The organism is Micromonospora sp. NPDC004704, from assembly GCF_053601675.1.
Map to the genome: position 1 here is coordinate 207,067 of NZ_JBSGCD010000006.1, position 16,635 is coordinate 223,701.

General features: G+C 69.9%; 13 protein-coding genes. 10 read left to right on the plus strand and 3 right to left on the minus strand.

Annotated features, from left to right (window positions below; genetic code table 11):
• Positions 1–7 precede the first annotated feature (7 nt).
• Together ACWEFB_RS10775 and ACWEFB_RS10780 are read left to right on the plus strand one after the other, a co-directional pair.
• Entirely contained in the window at positions 8–2,221 is a 2,214-nt protein-coding gene (locus ACWEFB_RS10775; protein ID WP_452284362.1) for a glycosyltransferase family 39 protein, read from the plus strand.
• Between the two features lie 15 nt (positions 2,222–2,236).
• Positions 2,237–3,472 carry a glycosyltransferase gene (locus ACWEFB_RS10780; RefSeq protein WP_452284610.1) on the plus strand — a complete coding sequence of 412 codons (1,236 nt, stop codon included), beginning with the start codon at positions 2,237–2,239 and terminating at the stop codon, positions 3,470–3,472.
• A gap of 617 nt (positions 3,473–4,089) precedes the next feature.
• On the opposite strand, the gene ACWEFB_RS10785 is transcribed toward ACWEFB_RS10780, so the two are convergent.
• Positions 4,090–5,037 (minus strand): helix-turn-helix domain-containing protein, encoded by a 948-nt coding sequence (locus ACWEFB_RS10785; protein ID WP_452284364.1) that lies wholly within the window; start codon positions 5,035–5,037, stop codon positions 4,090–4,092.
• A 101-nt stretch (positions 5,038–5,138) separates the two neighbouring features.
• Between ACWEFB_RS10785 and ACWEFB_RS10790 the strand changes: the two genes are divergently transcribed.
• Complete coding sequence (locus ACWEFB_RS10790) at positions 5,139–6,182, plus strand: saccharopine dehydrogenase NADP-binding domain-containing protein (RefSeq protein WP_452284366.1); 1,044 nt, start codon at positions 5,139–5,141, stop codon at positions 6,180–6,182.
• Positions 6,183–6,500: 318 nt separating this feature from the next.
• On the opposite strand, the gene ACWEFB_RS10795 is transcribed toward ACWEFB_RS10790, so the two are convergent.
• Together ACWEFB_RS10795 and ACWEFB_RS10800 are read right to left on the minus strand one after the other, a co-directional pair.
• Positions 6,501–7,520, minus strand: coding sequence for an ABC transporter ATP-binding protein (locus tag ACWEFB_RS10795; RefSeq protein ID WP_452284368.1), 1,020 nt, complete (start codon positions 7,518–7,520; stop codon positions 6,501–6,503).
• Positions 7,501–8,502 (minus strand): ABC transporter ATP-binding protein, encoded by a 1,002-nt coding sequence (locus ACWEFB_RS10800; RefSeq protein WP_326557942.1) that lies wholly within the window; start codon positions 8,500–8,502, stop codon positions 7,501–7,503. Before ACWEFB_RS10800 ends, ACWEFB_RS10795 begins: the two co-directional genes overlap by 20 nt.
• A 247-nt stretch (positions 8,503–8,749) precedes the next feature.
• Between ACWEFB_RS10800 and ACWEFB_RS10805 the strand changes: the two genes are divergently transcribed.
• The 7 genes from ACWEFB_RS10805 to ACWEFB_RS10835 are packed head-to-tail and all read left to right on the plus strand — an operon-like array spanning position 8,750 to position 16,451.
• Positions 8,750–9,958 carry a dipeptidase gene (locus tag ACWEFB_RS10805; protein ID WP_326557943.1) on the plus strand — a complete coding sequence of 403 codons (1,209 nt, stop codon included), beginning with the start codon at positions 8,750–8,752 and terminating at the stop codon, positions 9,956–9,958.
• Entirely contained in the window at positions 9,959–11,545 is a 1,587-nt protein-coding gene (locus ACWEFB_RS10810; protein WP_452284371.1) for an ABC transporter substrate-binding protein, read from the plus strand.
• Positions 11,546–11,550: 5 nt separating this feature from the next.
• The gene (locus tag ACWEFB_RS10815; RefSeq protein WP_326557945.1) at positions 11,551–12,516 is read left to right on the plus strand and encodes an ABC transporter permease; all 966 of its coding nucleotides are present in this window, start codon (positions 11,551–11,553) and stop codon (positions 12,514–12,516) included.
• The gene (locus ACWEFB_RS10820) at positions 12,513–13,406 is read left to right on the plus strand and encodes an ABC transporter permease (RefSeq protein WP_326557946.1); all 894 of its coding nucleotides are present in this window, start codon (positions 12,513–12,515) and stop codon (positions 13,404–13,406) included. Before ACWEFB_RS10815 ends, ACWEFB_RS10820 begins: the two co-directional genes overlap by 4 nt.
• A 5-nt stretch (positions 13,407–13,411) precedes the next feature.
• A complete protein-coding gene (locus ACWEFB_RS10825) occupies positions 13,412–14,578 on the plus strand; it encodes a M24 family metallopeptidase (protein ID WP_452284374.1) in 1,167 nt (388 codons plus the stop codon).
• 42 nt (positions 14,579–14,620) lie between these two features.
• On the plus strand, positions 14,621–15,466 hold the full coding sequence (locus ACWEFB_RS10830) for an alpha/beta fold hydrolase (RefSeq protein ID WP_452284376.1): 846 nt from the start codon (positions 14,621–14,623) through the stop codon (positions 15,464–15,466).
• A complete protein-coding gene (locus tag ACWEFB_RS10835; RefSeq protein ID WP_326557949.1) occupies positions 15,456–16,451 on the plus strand; it encodes an Lrp/AsnC family transcriptional regulator in 996 nt (331 codons plus the stop codon). Before ACWEFB_RS10830 ends, ACWEFB_RS10835 begins: the two co-directional genes overlap by 11 nt.
• Positions 16,452–16,635: the final 184 nt, after the last annotated feature.

Here is a 16,635-nt window from a genome sequence, read left to right on the forward strand (position 1 = left end):
GGCCGGCATGACCCGATCAGAGACCCTGCCGACGACCGCGGCGCCCGACGTACCCGAAACCGCGCCGGGCGAAGCCGACCGGGCCGTGACCGAGCCCGCCGTACCCCGGTCGCCGGCCTGGGTACGACCCGCGCTGGCCGCCCTGCTGCTTGCCACCGCCCTGCTCTACCTCTGGGGACTGGGCGCCTCCGGCTGGGCGAACTCGTTCTACTCGGCCGCCGCCCAGGCCGGCTCGGCGAGTTGGAAGGCACTCTTCTACGGCTCCTCGGACGCGGCCAACTCGATCACCGTGGACAAACCACCGGCGGCGATGTGGCTGATGGCCCTGTCCGTACGGATCTTCGGCCTGAACTCCTGGGCGATCCTCGTCCCGCAGGCGCTCGCCGGGGTCGCCTCGGTCGGTGTCCTCTTCGCGACCGTCCGACGCTGGTACGGCCCGGCCGCCGGCCTGCTCGCCGGTACGGTCCTCGCGCTCACCCCGGTCGCCACCCTGATGTTCCGGTTCAACAACCCCGATGCCCTGCTCGTCCTGCTCCTGGTGCTCGCCGCCTACACATGCGTACGGGCGGTCGAATCGGCGGCGACCCGGTGGATCGTGCTGGCCGGGGTGCTGGTCGGCTTCGGTTTCCTGACCAAGATGCTCCAGGCGTTCCTGGTGGTCCCGGTCTTCGCCGGGGTGTACCTGCTCGCCGCGCCGACCGGGGTGTGGCGTCGGATCCGGCAGCTCCTGCTCGCCGGGCTCGGCCTGGTGGTGGCCGCCGGGTGGTGGGTGGCGATCGTCGAACTCGTACCGGCGAGCGCCCGGCCGTACGTCGGCGGGTCGCAGGGCAACAGCATCCTTGAGCTGACCCTCGGCTACAACGGGTTGGGCCGGATCACCGGAGAACAGCCGGGCAGTGTCAGTGGCGGCGCCGGTGGTCCGGGCGGTCCGGGCGGCGGGGGCGGCATCTGGGGCAGCACCGGATGGCTGCGGCTGTTCGGTAACGACATCGCCGGACAGGTCGGCTGGCTGCTGCCGGCCGCGCTGCTGCTGCTGGTGGTCGGGCTGGTGGTCGCCGGACGGGCGCCGCGTACGGACCGGGGCCGGGCCGGGTTCCTGATCTGGGGTGGCTGGCTGCTGGTCACCGGGGTCACCTTCAGCCTGATGCAGGGCATCTTCCACGCGTACTACACGGTCGCGCTGGCGCCAGCGGTGGCCGCCCTGGTCGGCATGGGCGCCACCGTGCTGTGGCGACTGCGCCGGCATCGGGCGGCGCTGCCGGTGCTCGCCCTGGTGCTGGCGGTCACCGCCGGCTGGTCCTGGGTCCTGCTCGGCCGGAGCCCGCAGTGGCAGTCGTGGCTGCGGCCCACCGTGCTGGTCGCCGGACTCGTCGCGGCGGTGCTGCTCGCCCTGCTGGGCTGGCTGACCGCGCGGGTGACGGCGGGCCGGGCCTCCCGCTGGTCCGCTGCCGGAGTGCTGGCCCTCGGCCTGCTCGCCGCGCTCGCCGGACCGCTCGGTTACTCGCTCGACACCGCGGCGACCGCGCACGCCGGGGCGATCCCGTCGGCCGGGCCCTTCGTCGCGGCTGGCGGGTTCGGCGGCCGGGGTGGTCCTCCGGGCGGCGGGCGGATGCCCGGCGGCCCGTTCCCGGATGGCGCGAACCAGGGTGCCTTCCCCGGTGGCGGTGGTCCGGTCGGGGGCAACCAGGGTGGTTTTCCGGGTGGCAACCAGGGCGGCTTCCCCGGCGGTGGGAACCCGGGCGGTGCCGTTCCCGGTGGTGGGAACCAGGCGATACCCGGTGGTGGCAACCAGGCGTTTCCCGATATGCCGGGCGGCGCCGGACCGCGCGGCGGTGGACCTGGTGGTGGCATGGGTGGGCTGCTCGACGCCCGTACGCCGAGCGCCGAGATGGTCGCGTTGCTGAAGCAGGATCGGGACCCGTACACCTGGGTCGCGGCGACGGTCGGCTCGAACAACGCCGCCGGTTACCAACTCGCCACCGGTGACCCGGTGATGCCGATCGGCGGCTTCAACGGCAGCGACCCGTCGCCGACGCTCGCCCGGTTCCAGGAGTACGTACGGGCGGGAGAGATCCACTACTTCCTGGGTGGCTCGGGCTTCCGGGCCAACGGCGGCAGCCAGGACGCCCAGGAGATCGCCACCTGGGTCTCGGAGAACTTCACCGCCAGCACCGTTGACGGAACCACCGTCTACGACCTGAGCACCGGCCGGGAGGACTGAGCCGTGACGCCCTCCATCGCCCCGTCATCGCTGCGCGAGCATCGGACACCCGAACGGCCCCTCGCCGTACTGGACGTGGTCATCCCGGTCTACAACGAGGAGACCGACCTCGCCCCGTGCGTACGGCGGCTGCACGCGTACCTGACGGAGTCGTTTCCGTACCCGTTCCGGATCACGATCGCGGACAACGCCAGTGTGGACGGCACCCTCGTGGTGGCCCGTGAGCTGGCGGAGGTGTTGCCGGGTGTCGACGTACTCCATCTCGACCGCAAGGGTCGCGGCCTGGCGCTGCGGTCGGCCTGGTCCGGGTCGGACGCCCCGGTCCTGGCCTACATGGACGTCGACCTCTCCACCGACCTGGCCGCGCTGCTGCCCCTGGTGGCACCGCTGATCTCGGGCCACTCGGACCTGGCCATCGGGACCCGGCTCGGGCGTGGGTCCCGAGTGGTCCGGGGCGCCAAGCGGGAGATCATCTCGCGGGGATACAACCTGCTGCTGCGTGGCACCCTCGCCGCCCGGTTCTCCGACGCCCAGTGCGGCTTCAAGGCGATCCGTCGCGACGTCGCCGACCGGCTGCTGCCGCTGGTACGCGACACCGGCTGGTTCTTCGACACCGAACTCCTGGTCCTGGCCCAGCGGGCCGGGCTGCGCATCCACGAGGTCCCGGTCGACTGGGTCGACGACCCGGACAGCCGGGTCGACATCGTGCCCACCGCCCTGGCCGACCTGCGCGGCATCTGGCGCCTGGCACGCGGCCTGGCCACCGGGGCGATACCCCTGACCGAAATACGCGCCCAGCTTGGCCGAGCCCCGCTCACCACCCCGACCGGGGCGATACCGGCCGGCCTGCCCCGGCAACTGCTCCGGTTCGCCGCCGTCGGGATCGCCAGCACCCTCGCCTACATCGCGCTGTACGCGTTGCTCCGTACCGGAATCGGCGCCCAGCCGGCGAACCTGCTGGCGCTGCTCGTCACCGCCGTGGCGAACACCGCCGCGAACCGGCGGCTCACCTTCGGTATCAGCGGCCGACGCCACGTCGCCCGGCACCACCTGCAAGGGTTGCTGGTGTTCGCCGTCGGTGTCGGTCTGACCAGCGGCGCGCTCGCCCTGCTGCCCCGCCTGGTCGCCCATCCACCGCGCTCGGTGGAGCTGTTGGTGCTGGTCGGTGCGAACCTCGTCGCGACGGTCGTGCGGTTCCTGCTGCTGCGGATCTGGCTGTTCCACCACCGACCGACGAGTGTCAGCCCCTGAGGCTGGGGCCCGCCCGGCAACGCGGACAGCGAACTCCGTTGACCAGCGACGGCCCTGGACGATGTCGACAGCGACCCGGTCGATTCCTCGCGCTACCGTGCCGTCAGGACGCGCTGCGATGCCGGAGACACAGGTGACTGAGTACGAGGAGATGTACCGGCGCATGATCCTGACTGATCCGAGGCTGCGCAAGCAGTGGCTGCTCGCCCAACTGCCAGCCTCGGCCGGTCCGGTGTCCCGATGGCTAGGAGTGATCGAGTCAGCGGTGTCAGACGTGTACTACGAGCAGCGTGGATGGCCGTCGACACGGCCACGGGCAGACATCGAGCTTGCGGCCGAACTCCTCCAATGGGCCTGCGAAGAGGGGTATCCAGAAGAGGGGTATCCACCGGAACTGGCGATCAAAGGACATGGATGCCAGCCTCCGTCAGCGCCTCATCGACGTACCCGCGCAGCCCCCCGCGTTCGTGAATGATCTTGCGGTTCAGGGCGGATGGACGGCTGCGCGGGTGACCGCGGCTGTACTCTTGTTGCCGGTCAGCCGGGCGCTCCCGCAAAGGCTGGTGGCCCTCTGGCTGCGGAGACGGCCGAGAGCCGTCAAGGCGAGGACCGCAGCCTCACACCCGGAACGTGCGGCGGTAGGCGTCCGGCGGTACGCCGATCGTGCGGTGGAAGTGGCGGCGCAGTGTCGTCGCCGTACCCATGCCTGCGGCCGAGGCGATGGTCTCGACGCTGTCGTCCGTGGCCTCCAGCAGCTCCTGCGCGCGACGGATCCGCTGCGTCAGCAGCCACTGCAGCGGGGTGGTGCCGGTTACCGAGTGGAAGTGGCGGGCCAGGTGGCGCGAGCTCATGTTCGCCTGGCGCGCCAGGTCCTCCACAGTGAGCGGCTGGTCCAGCCGCCGCATCACCCAAGGGAGCAGCTCGGCCAGGGGATGGCCGTCCTGGGCGGGCACCGGTGTGGTGACGAACTGGGCCTGGCCACCGGCCCGGTGGGGCGGCACCACCAGGCGGCGGGCGACCACGTTGGCGATCGCCGAGCCGTGGTCGCGGCGGACCAGATGCAGGCACAGGTCCATCGCTGCGGCCTTGCCCGCAGACGTGAGCACGCTGCCGTTGTCGACGTAGAGCACGTCCGGGTCGACCTCCACCCGGGGATAGCGCGCGGCCAGTTCGTCGGTGTGGGCCCAGTGCGTGGTCGCGCGCAGCCCGTCCAGCAGACCGGCGGCGGCGAGCACGAACACGCCCGTGCACAGGGAGACGACCCGCGCGCCCGACTCGTGGGCCGCGCGCACCGCCTCGACCAGGTCGGCCGGCGGGTCCTCGTCGACGTCGGCCAAGGCGGGGACGATCACGGTGTCGGCGTGCGCCAGCCGGTCGAGCCCGCAGTCCGGCTCGAGCAGGAACCGGCCGACCCGGACGGCGCGCGTGCCGCACACCCTGACGTCGTACCAGGGGCCTGGCAGGGCCGCCGGGGCGGAGCCGAAGACCTCGTAGGCCAGGGCCAGCTCGAAGTGCAGCATCCCTTCGGTAGCGGCGACCGCGACGGAGCGCGGGACAGAACTCATGTCGGGAATTGTACGGGTCGTGTCGTTCCGGACACTGGCACCGATGGGCCAACGGGGACAGGATTTCCGCAGTGGATCACTTCGAGCACACGGGAGCAGACATGGGATCAGGTCGGAACGTGGCGGTGTTCGGCGCCTACGGGCACACCGGACGGTTCGTGGTCGCGGAGTTGCGCGAGCGCGGGTACGTCCCGCTGCTCCTCGGTCGCGACCCGGGCAAGCTGCTGGCACTGGTACAGGCCCAACCGGGGCTCGATGCGCGGCAGGCGTCGGTCGACGATCCGACCTCGCTCGACCGCGCGCTGATCGGCGCGGCCGCCGTGATCAACTGCGCCGGGCCCTTCGCCACGACCGCCGCCCCGCTGGTCGAGGCGGCGCTGCGTGCCGGCATCCCGTACGTCGACGTGGCGGCCGAGATCGAGGCGAACCTTGACACGTTCGCGCACTTCGCGGAGCGTGCCCACGCCGCGGGCACCGTGGTGGTCCCGGCGATGGCCTTCTACGGCGGCCTCGGCGACCTGTTGGTCACCACCGCGATGGGCGACTGGACGGCGGCGGACGAGGCGCACATCGCCTATGGCCTGAGCAGTTGGCACCCCACCGCCGGGACGCGTGTTGCGGGCGCGGTCTCGGGGCAGCGACGGGGTGGCCGCCGTGTCCGCTACACCGGCGGACGGCTGGAGTACCACGACGACGCTCTGCCGACCCTGGAGTGGCCCTTCCCGGCTCCGCTCGGCCCCCAGAGCGTCATCGGAGAGTTCACCATGGCCGATGTCGTCACCATTCCCAGCCACCTGGCGATCCCGGAGGTGCGCACCTACATGACCGCCAAGGCGGCCGCGGACCTGTCCGCTCCTGACACCTCGGCACCGACCGCCGTCGACGAGCGCGGCCGCTCCGGGCAGACCTTCGTCGTCGACGTCCTCGTCCGCTCCGACGGCACGGAGCGCCGCGTGGTCGCCGCCGGTCAGGACATCTACGCCATCAGCGCGCCGCTCGCGGTGGAGGCCGTCGACCGCATCCTCAGCGGCCGGACCAGGACCACCGGCGTCGCCTCCGCGGGCGCGGTCTTCGACGCCCCGGAGTTCCTCCGCGCCCTGTCCTCGCACCTCGCGCTGCACGTCCCGCTCGACACGCGCGGCTGACCGGCGACCCGTGCCGGGATCCGGGCCGTGGTCAGGGCGGCCACTCCGCCAACTCGGCCGTGAACGGACAGCGCCCACGACGCACCCGAAAGGTAAGTCCGAGCTCCGCAAGATCATCTGAGAAGTAGTCCGGACTCCAAACGTTCGAGCGGACAGGACAGTGCCCGACCGCCGCATTGTTGATCTTGGCCCGGTTGGGGCAGCAAGATATGCCGTGAACGCGGCAAGGAACCCGGGGTAGAACTCGCGGTGGTGGTGGTGCACCGCCGACCGGCCGCTGAGGAGGACCGGCCGGCCGGCGGCGAGTGGGGCGCCCGGTCAGCCGACGGTTGTCGCCGCTGCCTGGGCCTCCTCGGCGAAGTGGCAGGACACGGTCCGGTCCGAGGCATCCTCGAGCCGCCGGGCGACCGGCTGCTCGGCGGCGCACCGGTCCTGCGCGAACCGGCAGCGGGTGTGGAACCGGCAGCCGGTCGGCGGGTTCGCCGGGCTGGGCGGGTCGCCGATCAGCATGATCCGGTCGCCGAGCTTGCGCCGGTTGCGGTCCACCACCGGGGCCGCCGACAGCAGCGCCTGGGTGTACGGGTGGGCCGGGTCGTCGTACACGGTGGTGGTGTCGCCGAGTTCGGCGAGCCGACCCAGGTACATCACCGCGGTCCGGTCCGCCACGTGCCGGACCACCGAGAGGTCGTGCGCGATGAACAGCAGGGCGATGTTCATCCGCCGTTGCAGGTCCCGCAGCAGGTTGACGACCTGTGCCTGGACCGACATGTCGAGCGCGGAGACCGGCTCGTCGCAGACCAGCACCTCGGGGTCGAGGGCGAGCGCGCGGGCGATGCCGATGCGCTGGCGCTGTCCGCCGGAGAACTGGTGCGGGTAGCGGTGCATCAGCTCGGGTGCGAGGTTGACCAGGCTGAGCAGTTCGGCGACCCGGTCGCGGCGGGCCGCGTCGCTGGTCACCTGCTTGTGTACGACCAGCGGTTCGCCGATCAGCTCGAGCACGCTCATCCTGGGGTCCAACGAGGTGTACGGGTCCTGGAAGACCATCTGCACCTGCCGGCGCAGCAGCCGGCGGTCGCGTCCCCGTACCCGGGTGACGTCCCGGCCGTGGATCTCGATGCTGCCGGAGTCCGGCCGTTCCAGTCCGACCAGCATCCGGGCCAGCGTCGACTTGCCGCACCCGGATTCGCCGACGATGCCGAGGGACTCGCCCGCGTGCAGCCGCAGGCTCACCCCGTCGACCGCGCTGACCCGTGACCTGCGCATCCCGGACCGACCGGTGGCGAAGGTCTTGTGCAGGTCACGGGCGTCGAGCACCAGGTCACCCGGAGACGGTGGCATGGAGCACCTCCTCGCTGCGGTGGCAGGCCGCGGTACGGCCGGCGGAGACGACGGTGAGCGCGGGGCGCTCGGTACGGCAGCGGTCGACCACCCGCGCGCAGCGGGGGTGGAACGGGCAGCCGTCGGGCTGGTGGGCAGGGCTGGGCGGGCTGCCGGGAATGGCGTACAGCTCCTGGCCCCGGTGTTCGGCCTGTGGGACCGAGCGCAGCAGCGCCTCGGTGTAGGGGTGTGACGGCCGGTTGAGCAGGTCGTCGGCGCTGCCGGCCTCGACCACCCGGCCGGCGTACATGACCATCACCCGGTCGGCGACCTCGGAGACCACACCGAGGTCGTGGGTGATCAGCAGGACCGCCATGTTCAGGTCGCGGCGCAGTTCGTCGAGGAGTTCGAGGATCTGCGCCTGCACGGTCACGTCCAGCGCGGTTGTCGGCTCGTCGGCGATGACCAGTTCGGGGCGGAGCGCGATCGCCATCGCGATCAGGATGCGCTGGCGCATGCCGCCGGAGAACTGGTGCGGGTAGTCGTCGACCCGGCTGGACGGGGCCGGGATGCCGACCTGGCCGAGCAGCTCGATCGCCGACGCCCGCGCCTGCTTGCGGGACACCTGCCGGTGGGTGCGGAACAGTTCGCCGAGTTGGTCGCCGATGGACAGCACCGGGTTCAGCGCGGAGAGCGCGTCCTGGAAGACCATGCTCATCCGGTTGCCCAGGACTTCCCGGCGTTGCCGCTGGGGCAGCGTGAGCAGGTCGGTGTCGCCGAGCCGGAGCCGGTCGGCGGTGACGGTCGCGTTGGGAGCGGAGAGCCCCATCATCGCGCGGGCGGCGGCCGACTTGCCGGACCCGGATTCGCCGAGCAGTGCCACCAGTTCGCCGGGTGCCACGTCGAGGTCGACGTCGACGACGGCGGGGACGGGTCCACGGCGGGTGCCGAACGTTACCGAGAGGCCGCGTACGTGCAACGCGGCGTCGGGCGGGTGACGCATGTGTTTCCTCCCGGTAAATCAAGTGGACGCTTCTGCCCGTAGATAGCTCAATGGCTAGCTGTTCTGCCCGTTCTTCTTTTGCATCTTGACTTCCGTGCCGGATTATTGCAAGCCTTGCATGGGTCGCCCCGGCCGCGGATTTTCCGGCCGGAGCGGCGACCGCATCGCGACATCACCAATCGGCAGTGCAACGACACGGAGTGTTACCGAAAGGCGGCATTCCGGGGTCACGAAGAAAGGGGCTTTGATGCTTGACAGCGCAAAGCGATACACCGGTTACACCGCGTATGACTACCTTGAGCCGGGCAAGGACTACAAGATCTTCAAGTACGCCGAACAGATCAGCCGCGTACCCGCCTACCAGGGGCTGGAGCTGTCGGACAGCCAGCGGGAACGGACCGTTCGGCTACTCACCGACGAGATCGTGATCTCGCTGCACGACCACGTCCAGGTCTTCCCCGAGGACATGGGCCAGCTCCGCGAACACATCCGGCAGGGCCGCGAACCCACTGGCTACCAGGGCCTGGCGCGCTCCGGTATGACCGCGGTCTTCGACAACGGCATGGACGGCACCTGTTGCATCTCCAGCGACGCCGGCTGGAAGTACCAGGACGTTCTGTTCGACCTCGGCGTACGCATGGCCGACCTGGCCCACCAGGACTACGTCATCAAGGCCGAGTCGCTGCGCGACATCCACCGGGCCCACGAGACCGGGCGGCTGGCCCACGTCTTCGCGCTCGAGGCGGCCACCCCGATCGAGAACGAGGTCGACCGGCTCGACGTGCTGTACGGCTTCGGCGTACGGCAGATCGGGATCGCCTACTCCGAGGCCAACTACCTCGGCAGCGGGCTCAAGGAGCGGGGCGACGGCGGGCTGACGTACTTCGGCGAGCGGGCCGTGGAACGGATGAACAAGCTCGGTTTCGCCATCGACATCTCGCACTCCGGTGACCGCACCGCGCTGGACGTCATCAACTACTCCAAGAAGCCGGTCCTGATCACCCACTGCGGTTCGCGTGAGGTCTGGCCGACCAACCGGATGAAGCCGGACGCCCTGATCAAGGCGTGTGCCGAGCGCGGCGGCGTGATCGGGATCGAGGCGGCCCCGCACACCACCCTGTCCGAGGCGCACCCGAACCACTCGCTCGAGTCGGTGATGGACCACTTCACCCACCTGGTCGACAAGATCGGCATCGACCACGTGACGTTCGGCCCGGACACCCTCTTCGGTGACCACGTCGGCCTGCACACGGCCTTCTCGGGCAACCTGTCCATCTCCCAGGCGCACGGCCATGTCGAGCACCCGAAGGTGGAGTACGTCGACGGCCTGGAGAACCCGGCCGAGTGCTTCTACAACATCATCGGATGGCTGGTCAGCCACGACTACTCGGACGACGAGATCCGCAAGGTCGTGGGCGGCAACACCATCCGCGTACTCGAGGAGGTCTGGGTCTAGATGCGTGTTCGTACACCCCTCATCGCGGTCTCCGCCCTTGCGCTGGCGGCCACGGTTGCCGCCTGCGGACCGTCCGCACCGTCGAAGACGGCCGACGGCGGCACCGACGCGACACTCACCATCGCCACCACCACCGACGTGGTCAACTTCAACCCCCTGGTCGGCAACAGCCGTACCGACAACTGGATCACCAGCCTGATGTACCCCCGGCTGCTGACCATCGACGCCAACGGCGCCAAGCAGCCCTACCTGGCCAAGTCGTTCGGTTACACCAACCCGACCACCGGCTTCTACGAGCTGCGTGACGACATGAAGTGGAGCGACGGCAAGCCGGTCACCGCCAGCGACGTCGCGTACACGATCAACGCGATCCTGAAGGACAAGCCGGCCGGCAACACCACCTACGGCCAGCTCGTCAACGTCGACTCCGCCTCGGCACCGTCGCCGACGCGGGTCGAGCTGAAGCTCAAGACCCCGGACTCCACCGTGGTCAGCGAGGCCGGGTTCTGGATGAACGTGGTCCCGCAGCACGTCTTCGAGCCGGCCGGCAGCGTGGCGAACTTCCCCAACAACAGCAACTGGGTCAGCGCGGGACCGTACAAGCTGACCAGCTTCGCCAAGGGGCAGAACTACACCCTGGAGCGGGTCACCCCGTACCCGTTCGCGCCGAACGGCACCCCGACCGTGGCGAAGATCGTCTACCGGGTCTACCCGGACGTCAACACCGAGATCCTCGCGCTGAAGAACGGCGACGTGGACCTGATCGCCAACGCCCTGCCGCCGGCCCAGGTGAAGAACCTCCAGGGCGCCAGCGGGATCAAGGTCGAGGAGGTGCCCGGCCTCGGCTACGCGCACATGACGTACAACATGAAGCGCAAGCCGCTGGACAACGTCAAGGTCCGCCAGGCGCTGGCGCACACCGTCGACTACAACGCGATCCGTTCGGTGGTGCTCCAGGGCCAGGCGGTCAGCACCGGCTCCAGCCCGATCCCGCCGGTGCTCAAGGAGTTCGTCGACCCGTCGCTGGAGGAGTACAACTTCGACCCGAACCTGTCGAAGCAGCTCCTCGCCGAGGCCGGTTACGGACCCGGCAAGACCCTCACGCTGTCGATGATCTACTCCCTGCAGGACGCGGTCACCTCCCAGTGGGCGACCATCGTCAAGGACGACGCGGCCAAGGCCGGCATCACCATCAACCTGCAGGGCATGGACCGCAACACGTACCTGGCCAAGACGGCCGCCGGTGAGTACGACATCTACGCGGGCAACTTCGCCATCATGGACGACCCGACCACCAACATGGCGCTGACCTACCTGCCCGGCGGTGCGATCAACTACTCGCTGGTCGACGACCCGGCACTCAACGCCCTGATCACCAAGGCGCAGGCCAGCACCGACAAGGCCGAGCAGAAGTCGCTCGCGCAGCAGGCCGCGAAGATCGTTCACGCCAACGTATACGACAACGTGATGTACATGCAGAACCTCTACTTCGCCCACAGCGACAAGTGGAGTGGTTTCGTGATCAAGCCCAGTGAGCTGCTCTCCGTGGTGGATCCGCAGTCCCTGGCCAACGTGACGAAGAGCTGACGCCGATGCCTCAGGTTGTCCGATTCGCGGTGCGCAGACTGGGCAGGGGAGTGCTGACCCTGTGGTTCGCTGCCACGGTCACCTTCCTCCTGCTCCGGCTGCTGCCGGGTGACCCCGCGCTGGCGGTGGCCAGCCCGAACATGACTCCGGAAGCGCGCCAGATCCTGCTGCACCAGTACGGTCTGGACCAGCCGCTGCTCGCCCAGTACGGCAAGTACCTGTGGCAGCTGCTGCACGGCAACCTGGGGATCTCGTTCACCCAGCAGATCTCGGTCACGGACGTGCTCCTGGAGCGCCTGCCGTGGACCCTCCTGCTGACCATCTCGTCACTCGTGGTGACGGTCGCCGTCGGCATCCCCCTGGGGGTGCTGGCGGCGACCCGCCCACGCGGCCTGCTGGACCGCCTGGTCCAGGTGGGCGGCGTGACCGGGCAGTCGCTGTTCGTCCCGAGCGTGGGCATCTTCCTGCTCTTCGTCTTCGGGCTGCAACTGCACTGGCTGCCCATTGGCGGTGCCTACAGCCCCGGGATCTACGGCGCCGCCTGGTACGGCGACGTCGCCCTGCACCTGATCCTGCCCTGCTTCAGCCTGGTCCTGGTGCAACTCGGCTCGTACGTGCTCACCCTGCGCTCCACCCTGATCGAGTCCCTCGGCGAGGACTACTGCGTGCTCGCCCGAGCCAAGGGACTGCCCAACCGGAAGGTGGTCTGGAAACACGGGCTGCGCAACGCGCTGCTGCCCACCACCACCCTGGTCGGCCTGCAACTCGGCTTCCTGGTCGGCGGGGCGGTGTTGACCGAGACGGTCTTCGCCTACCCGGGCATCGGCCGGGGTATCTACGAGGCGGTGACCCAGCTCGACTTCCCGGTTCTCCAGGGCGCGTTCGTACTGCTGGCCGCCACCGTCGTGGTCGCCAACGTGCTGACCGACCTGGCCTACGGACTGCTCGACCCGAGAGTGAGGACGGCATGACCACCGCGGCCACCGCACCCGTCGGCCCACTGGAGACCGTCGTCACCGACCAGGTCACCGCGGCCCGAGCCACCTGGTCGGCGTTCCGCCGCAACCCGCTCGGCCTGGCCTCGGTCGCCATCCTGGCCGTACTCGTGATCGTCGGGATCTGCGCGCCGCTGATCACCGACTCCCCGTCCGGGTACGGCGACCAGGTGCTCCAGGCCCCGTCCGGAGCGCACTGGTTCGGCACCGACAACCTCGGCCGGGACATCTTCGCCGAGGTGGTCTGGGGAGCCCGCCTCAGCATCGTGATCGCCGCGCTCTCCTCCGCGCTCGCGATCGTGATCGGCGTACTCGTCGCGGTCCTCGGTGCCTACTTCCCCCGGGCGGACACGATCATCGGCACCATCGTCGACCTCTGCCTGTCCCTGCCGGTGCTGCCGCTGATGATCCTGGTCGCGGCGCTGGCCGGGCCGAGCCTGGTCACCCTGGTCCTGGTCATCGCGTTCTTCTCCTGGCCCGAGGTGACCCGGGTGGTCCGGTCCCAGGCACTGTCGGTGGTCCGGTTGCCGTACATGGACGCGGCCCGGCTGACCGGCGGGTCACACGTCTGGATCATCCGCAAGCACCTGCTGCCCGCGGTCGCCCCGGTGATCGTGGTGTCGGTGGTGCTGACCGCGTCGCGGGCCGTACTGTCCGCGGCGGGCCTGGCCTTCCTCGGCCTCGGCGACCCGAACAGCTGGTCCTGGGGTCGGATCCTCTACGAGGCCCAGCAGTCCGGTGCGATGTCCAGCGCCTGGTGGACCACCCTCTTCCCGTCTCTGGCCATGCTCGCCCTGGTGGTATCGGCCACCCTCATCTCCATCGCCTACAACGACGCTCGCAACCCCCGTACCCGGGAGGACTAGCAACGATGCTGGAAACCCAACGGTTGTCGCCCACCTTCTACACCGCCCTCCAGGACGACCTGCGTGCCGAACTGGCCAGTGCGGGTCTCGACGCGATGCTCGCCGACGACCCGGAGGACGTCGCCTACCTGACCGGCTTCTTCCACCACCCCGGCGAGCGGCCGGTCGCGGTCCTGCTCCCGACCGACGGAACCACCCGGCTGCTCCTGCCCGAACTGGAACGCGAGCACGCGCAGGCCCAGCACAGCGCGGCCGAACTGGTCGCCTATCCGGAGTTCCCCGGACTCCGTCCCCAGTTCAGCTACCTCGCCCCGGTCACCGGCCGGATCGGGTACGCGGGCAGCATGAGCGTGGACCGGCTGGCCCAGATCACCGCCGCCTTCCCGGGCGCCACGATGGTCCGTACCGATCTGGTCACCCGGGCCCGTTACCGCAAGCGGCCGGAGGAGATCGCCCTGCACGCGGAGGCGGCCCGGATCACCGACCTGATGCTGGCCGCCGGCCGTACCCTGATCGCCGACGCCGTCGCGGGCGGCGGTGAGCTGCCCAGCGAGGCCGAGTTGGCCGACCACATCACCACCGTCGGCACCCGCACCATGTACGCCGAGCACGCCGACGTGGTGGTGGTCTCGCCACTGGCCGGCGGGCTGGTCTACGCGGGTCCGAACAGCGCCCGCCCGCACGCCCTGCCCTCGGGTTACCGGCTGCGTCCCGGTGACACGTTCATGCTCTCCCTCGGCTGCGCGGTCGGCGGCCGGTTCGTCGAGGGGGAGCGGACGTTCATCCTCGGCGAACCCACCGCCGACCAGCGTCGTTACTACGAGGCGGTACGGCAGGCGCAGCAGACCGGCGGCGAGGCGCTGCGCCCCGGTGTGCGCTGTTCGCAGGCGAACACCGAGTGCCTGGACGTGATCCGGGCCGCCGGACTGGGCGAGTACCTGCGGCACCGGCAGGGCCACGGCATCGGGCTCGGCATGCACGAGCCACCCTGGCTCGCCGACGGCGACGACACCCCGCTCGAGGTCGGCATGGTGGTCTCCAACGAGCCCGGCATCTACATCCCCGGCCACGCCGGCTACCGCATCTCCGACTCGATGCTGATCACGCAGGACGGCGCCCGGCCGTTCACCTCGTACCCGCGTTCCCTCGACGACGTGGTCGTCGCGCTCTGAGCGTGACGCCCCGGCGAATGCTCCGGTAGGAAAGGAAAGACAGTGCGGCTGAACATCAACGGCAATGAACTAGAGGTCGAGGTCTTCGGCGCGGACGACGCGCCGGTCCTGATCGCCCACCACGGCGCCCCCGGTCTCGGCTCGCGGTCCGAGCCCAGAGCGACCTTCAGCCCGTTCGCGGACACCTTCCGCGTGATCGTCTTCGACGCGCGGGGTTCCGGCGCCAGCGAGGGCAACGGCCCGTTCAGCCACGAGCAGTGGGTGGCCGATGTGGACGGCCTGCGCGAGTGGGCCGGCGTGGAGCGGTTCGTGATGGCCGGCGGGTCGTACGGCGGTTTCATCTCGATGGAGTACGCCATCCGCCACCCCGAGCGGGTACGCGCGCTGGTGCTGCGGGACACCTCGGCCGACCACGAGAACGACAAGGCGGCCCGGCACAACGCCGAAACCTCCACCCGGGTCACCATCGACCTGGAGAAACTCGACCGGATCAACACCGGCCAGACCCGTGACGACGCGGACCTGCGCGACTGCTGGCAGGAGATCCTCCCGCTGTACGACCACGTGTACGACCCCGCCAAGGTGGCCGAGCGGGTCGAGGCCACCCCCTATCGCTACGAGACGCACAACTACGCGTTCTCGGTCAACATGCCGAACTACGACATCAAGTCGCAGTTGCACCGGATCACCTGCCCGACGCTGGTCACCGTCGGCCGGGACGACTGGATCACGCCGGTGGCGAGCAGCGAGGTAATTGCATCCCTGATTCCGGACGCTAGGCTCGTCGTGTTCGAAAAGTCGGGCCACTCGCCGCAGATCGAAGAGGCGCAGCGGTGGCGACAGGTGGTACGGGACTTCCTCCACGAGATTGGCGCCGATGAGCAGTAGTACCGACCATCTCGACGATCTCGACCGGCGGATCATCGCCGCGTTGCAGAGCGACGGTCGGGCCAGCTGGACGGAGATCGCGGAACTCTCCGGCAGTTCGGTCGCGACCGTCGCCCGGCGCGGCCAGCAACTGCTGCGCGAGGGAGTCGTCCGGGTCGCGGCGATCCCCGGCAACAACCACGCCGGGGCGGCGGACCTGTTCGTCCTGCGCATCACCTGCGAACCCGGTACGCAGATGGAGGTGCTCGCCGAACTGGTCCGCCACACCGACCTGCGCTTCCTCAGCCTGGTGACCGGCCCGTACGACATCCTGGCCGAGCTGAACCTGCGCCGGGAGGAGTCGTTGCAGGCCCGGATCGTCGAGCGGATCCTCGCCATCGAAGGCGTACAGCGCTGCGACACCGACCTGACCCTGCACGTCTACAAGGTGTCGCACGACTGGAGCCGGCAGTTGCTCAGCGACGCACCGCCGGAGGAGGTGGCCGAGGCACACCAGTGCGACCCGAGCCACTTCGACGCGGTCGACCGCCAGATCATCGACCTGATGCGGGAGGACGGGCGGTCCAGCTTCCGGACCGTCGCCGCCGAGGTGGGGCTGAACGAGAGCACCGTACGGCGGCGGTTCGAGACCCTGCTCGGTCGCGGCTGCATCCTGGTCACGACCCTGGTCCCGGCCCCGGCACTGGGGTTCGAGTCGGAGATCGTCCTCAACATCACCGTCGCCCCGCCGTTCCTCGACTCGGTGGCGCGGACCCTGTCCCGCTACCGCGGCGTCCGGTACGTGGCGGCGATGCTGAGCAACAACGCGCTGATGTGCGAGCTGATCCTGCCGACCACCCAGGACCTGTTCCAGTTCACCACGAACACCCTCGGCCGGATGGAGGGCGTACAGGGGTGGACCGCGAGCGTGGTGCTGCTCGTGTTGCGTCGCGGCTTCGTCGAGACGCCCTGGTGGCGGGGGAGCATCGAGACCGCACAGCAGTGAGCACCACCCGCTCCGGGGCCACGACGCGCTGAGCCCCGGTGCGGGAGCCGTCCCCCGAAACCGCCACCCAGGCCCGCTGTCTCGACCGATCGAGGTAGCGGGCCGGTTGCGCTCCGGGGTCGTTTCCGTGTTCGGGCTGGTCATGCCGGGCGCCCCCACCGAGGCCGATCCGGCGATGGTCACC

Excerpts from the sequence above, each read along its gene's own strand:
- ACWEFB_RS10775 (WP_452284362.1), top strand. The coding sequence starts at position 8 with ATGACCCGATCAGAGACCCTGCCGACGACCGCGGCGCCCGACGTACCC.
- ACWEFB_RS10785 (WP_452284364.1), bottom strand. The coding sequence starts at position 5,037 with ATGAGTTCTGTCCCGCGCTCCGTCGCGGTCGCCGCTACCGAAGGGATG.
- ACWEFB_RS10790 (WP_452284366.1), top strand. The coding sequence starts at position 5,139 with ATGGGATCAGGTCGGAACGTGGCGGTGTTCGGCGCCTACGGGCACACC.
- ACWEFB_RS10795 (WP_452284368.1), bottom strand. The coding sequence starts at position 7,520 with ATGCCACCGTCTCCGGGTGACCTGGTGCTCGACGCCCGTGACCTGCAC.
- ACWEFB_RS10800 (WP_326557942.1), bottom strand. The coding sequence starts at position 8,502 with ATGCGTCACCCGCCCGACGCCGCGTTGCACGTACGCGGCCTCTCGGTA.
- ACWEFB_RS10805 (WP_326557943.1), top strand. The coding sequence starts at position 8,750 with ATGCTTGACAGCGCAAAGCGATACACCGGTTACACCGCGTATGACTAC.
- ACWEFB_RS10810 (WP_452284371.1), top strand. The coding sequence starts at position 9,959 with ATGCGTGTTCGTACACCCCTCATCGCGGTCTCCGCCCTTGCGCTGGCG.
- ACWEFB_RS10815 (WP_326557945.1), top strand. The coding sequence starts at position 11,551 with ATGCCTCAGGTTGTCCGATTCGCGGTGCGCAGACTGGGCAGGGGAGTG.
- ACWEFB_RS10820 (WP_326557946.1), top strand. The coding sequence starts at position 12,513 with ATGACCACCGCGGCCACCGCACCCGTCGGCCCACTGGAGACCGTCGTC.
- ACWEFB_RS10825 (WP_452284374.1), top strand. The coding sequence starts at position 13,412 with ATGCTGGAAACCCAACGGTTGTCGCCCACCTTCTACACCGCCCTCCAG.
- ACWEFB_RS10835 (WP_326557949.1), top strand. The coding sequence starts at position 15,456 with ATGAGCAGTAGTACCGACCATCTCGACGATCTCGACCGGCGGATCATC.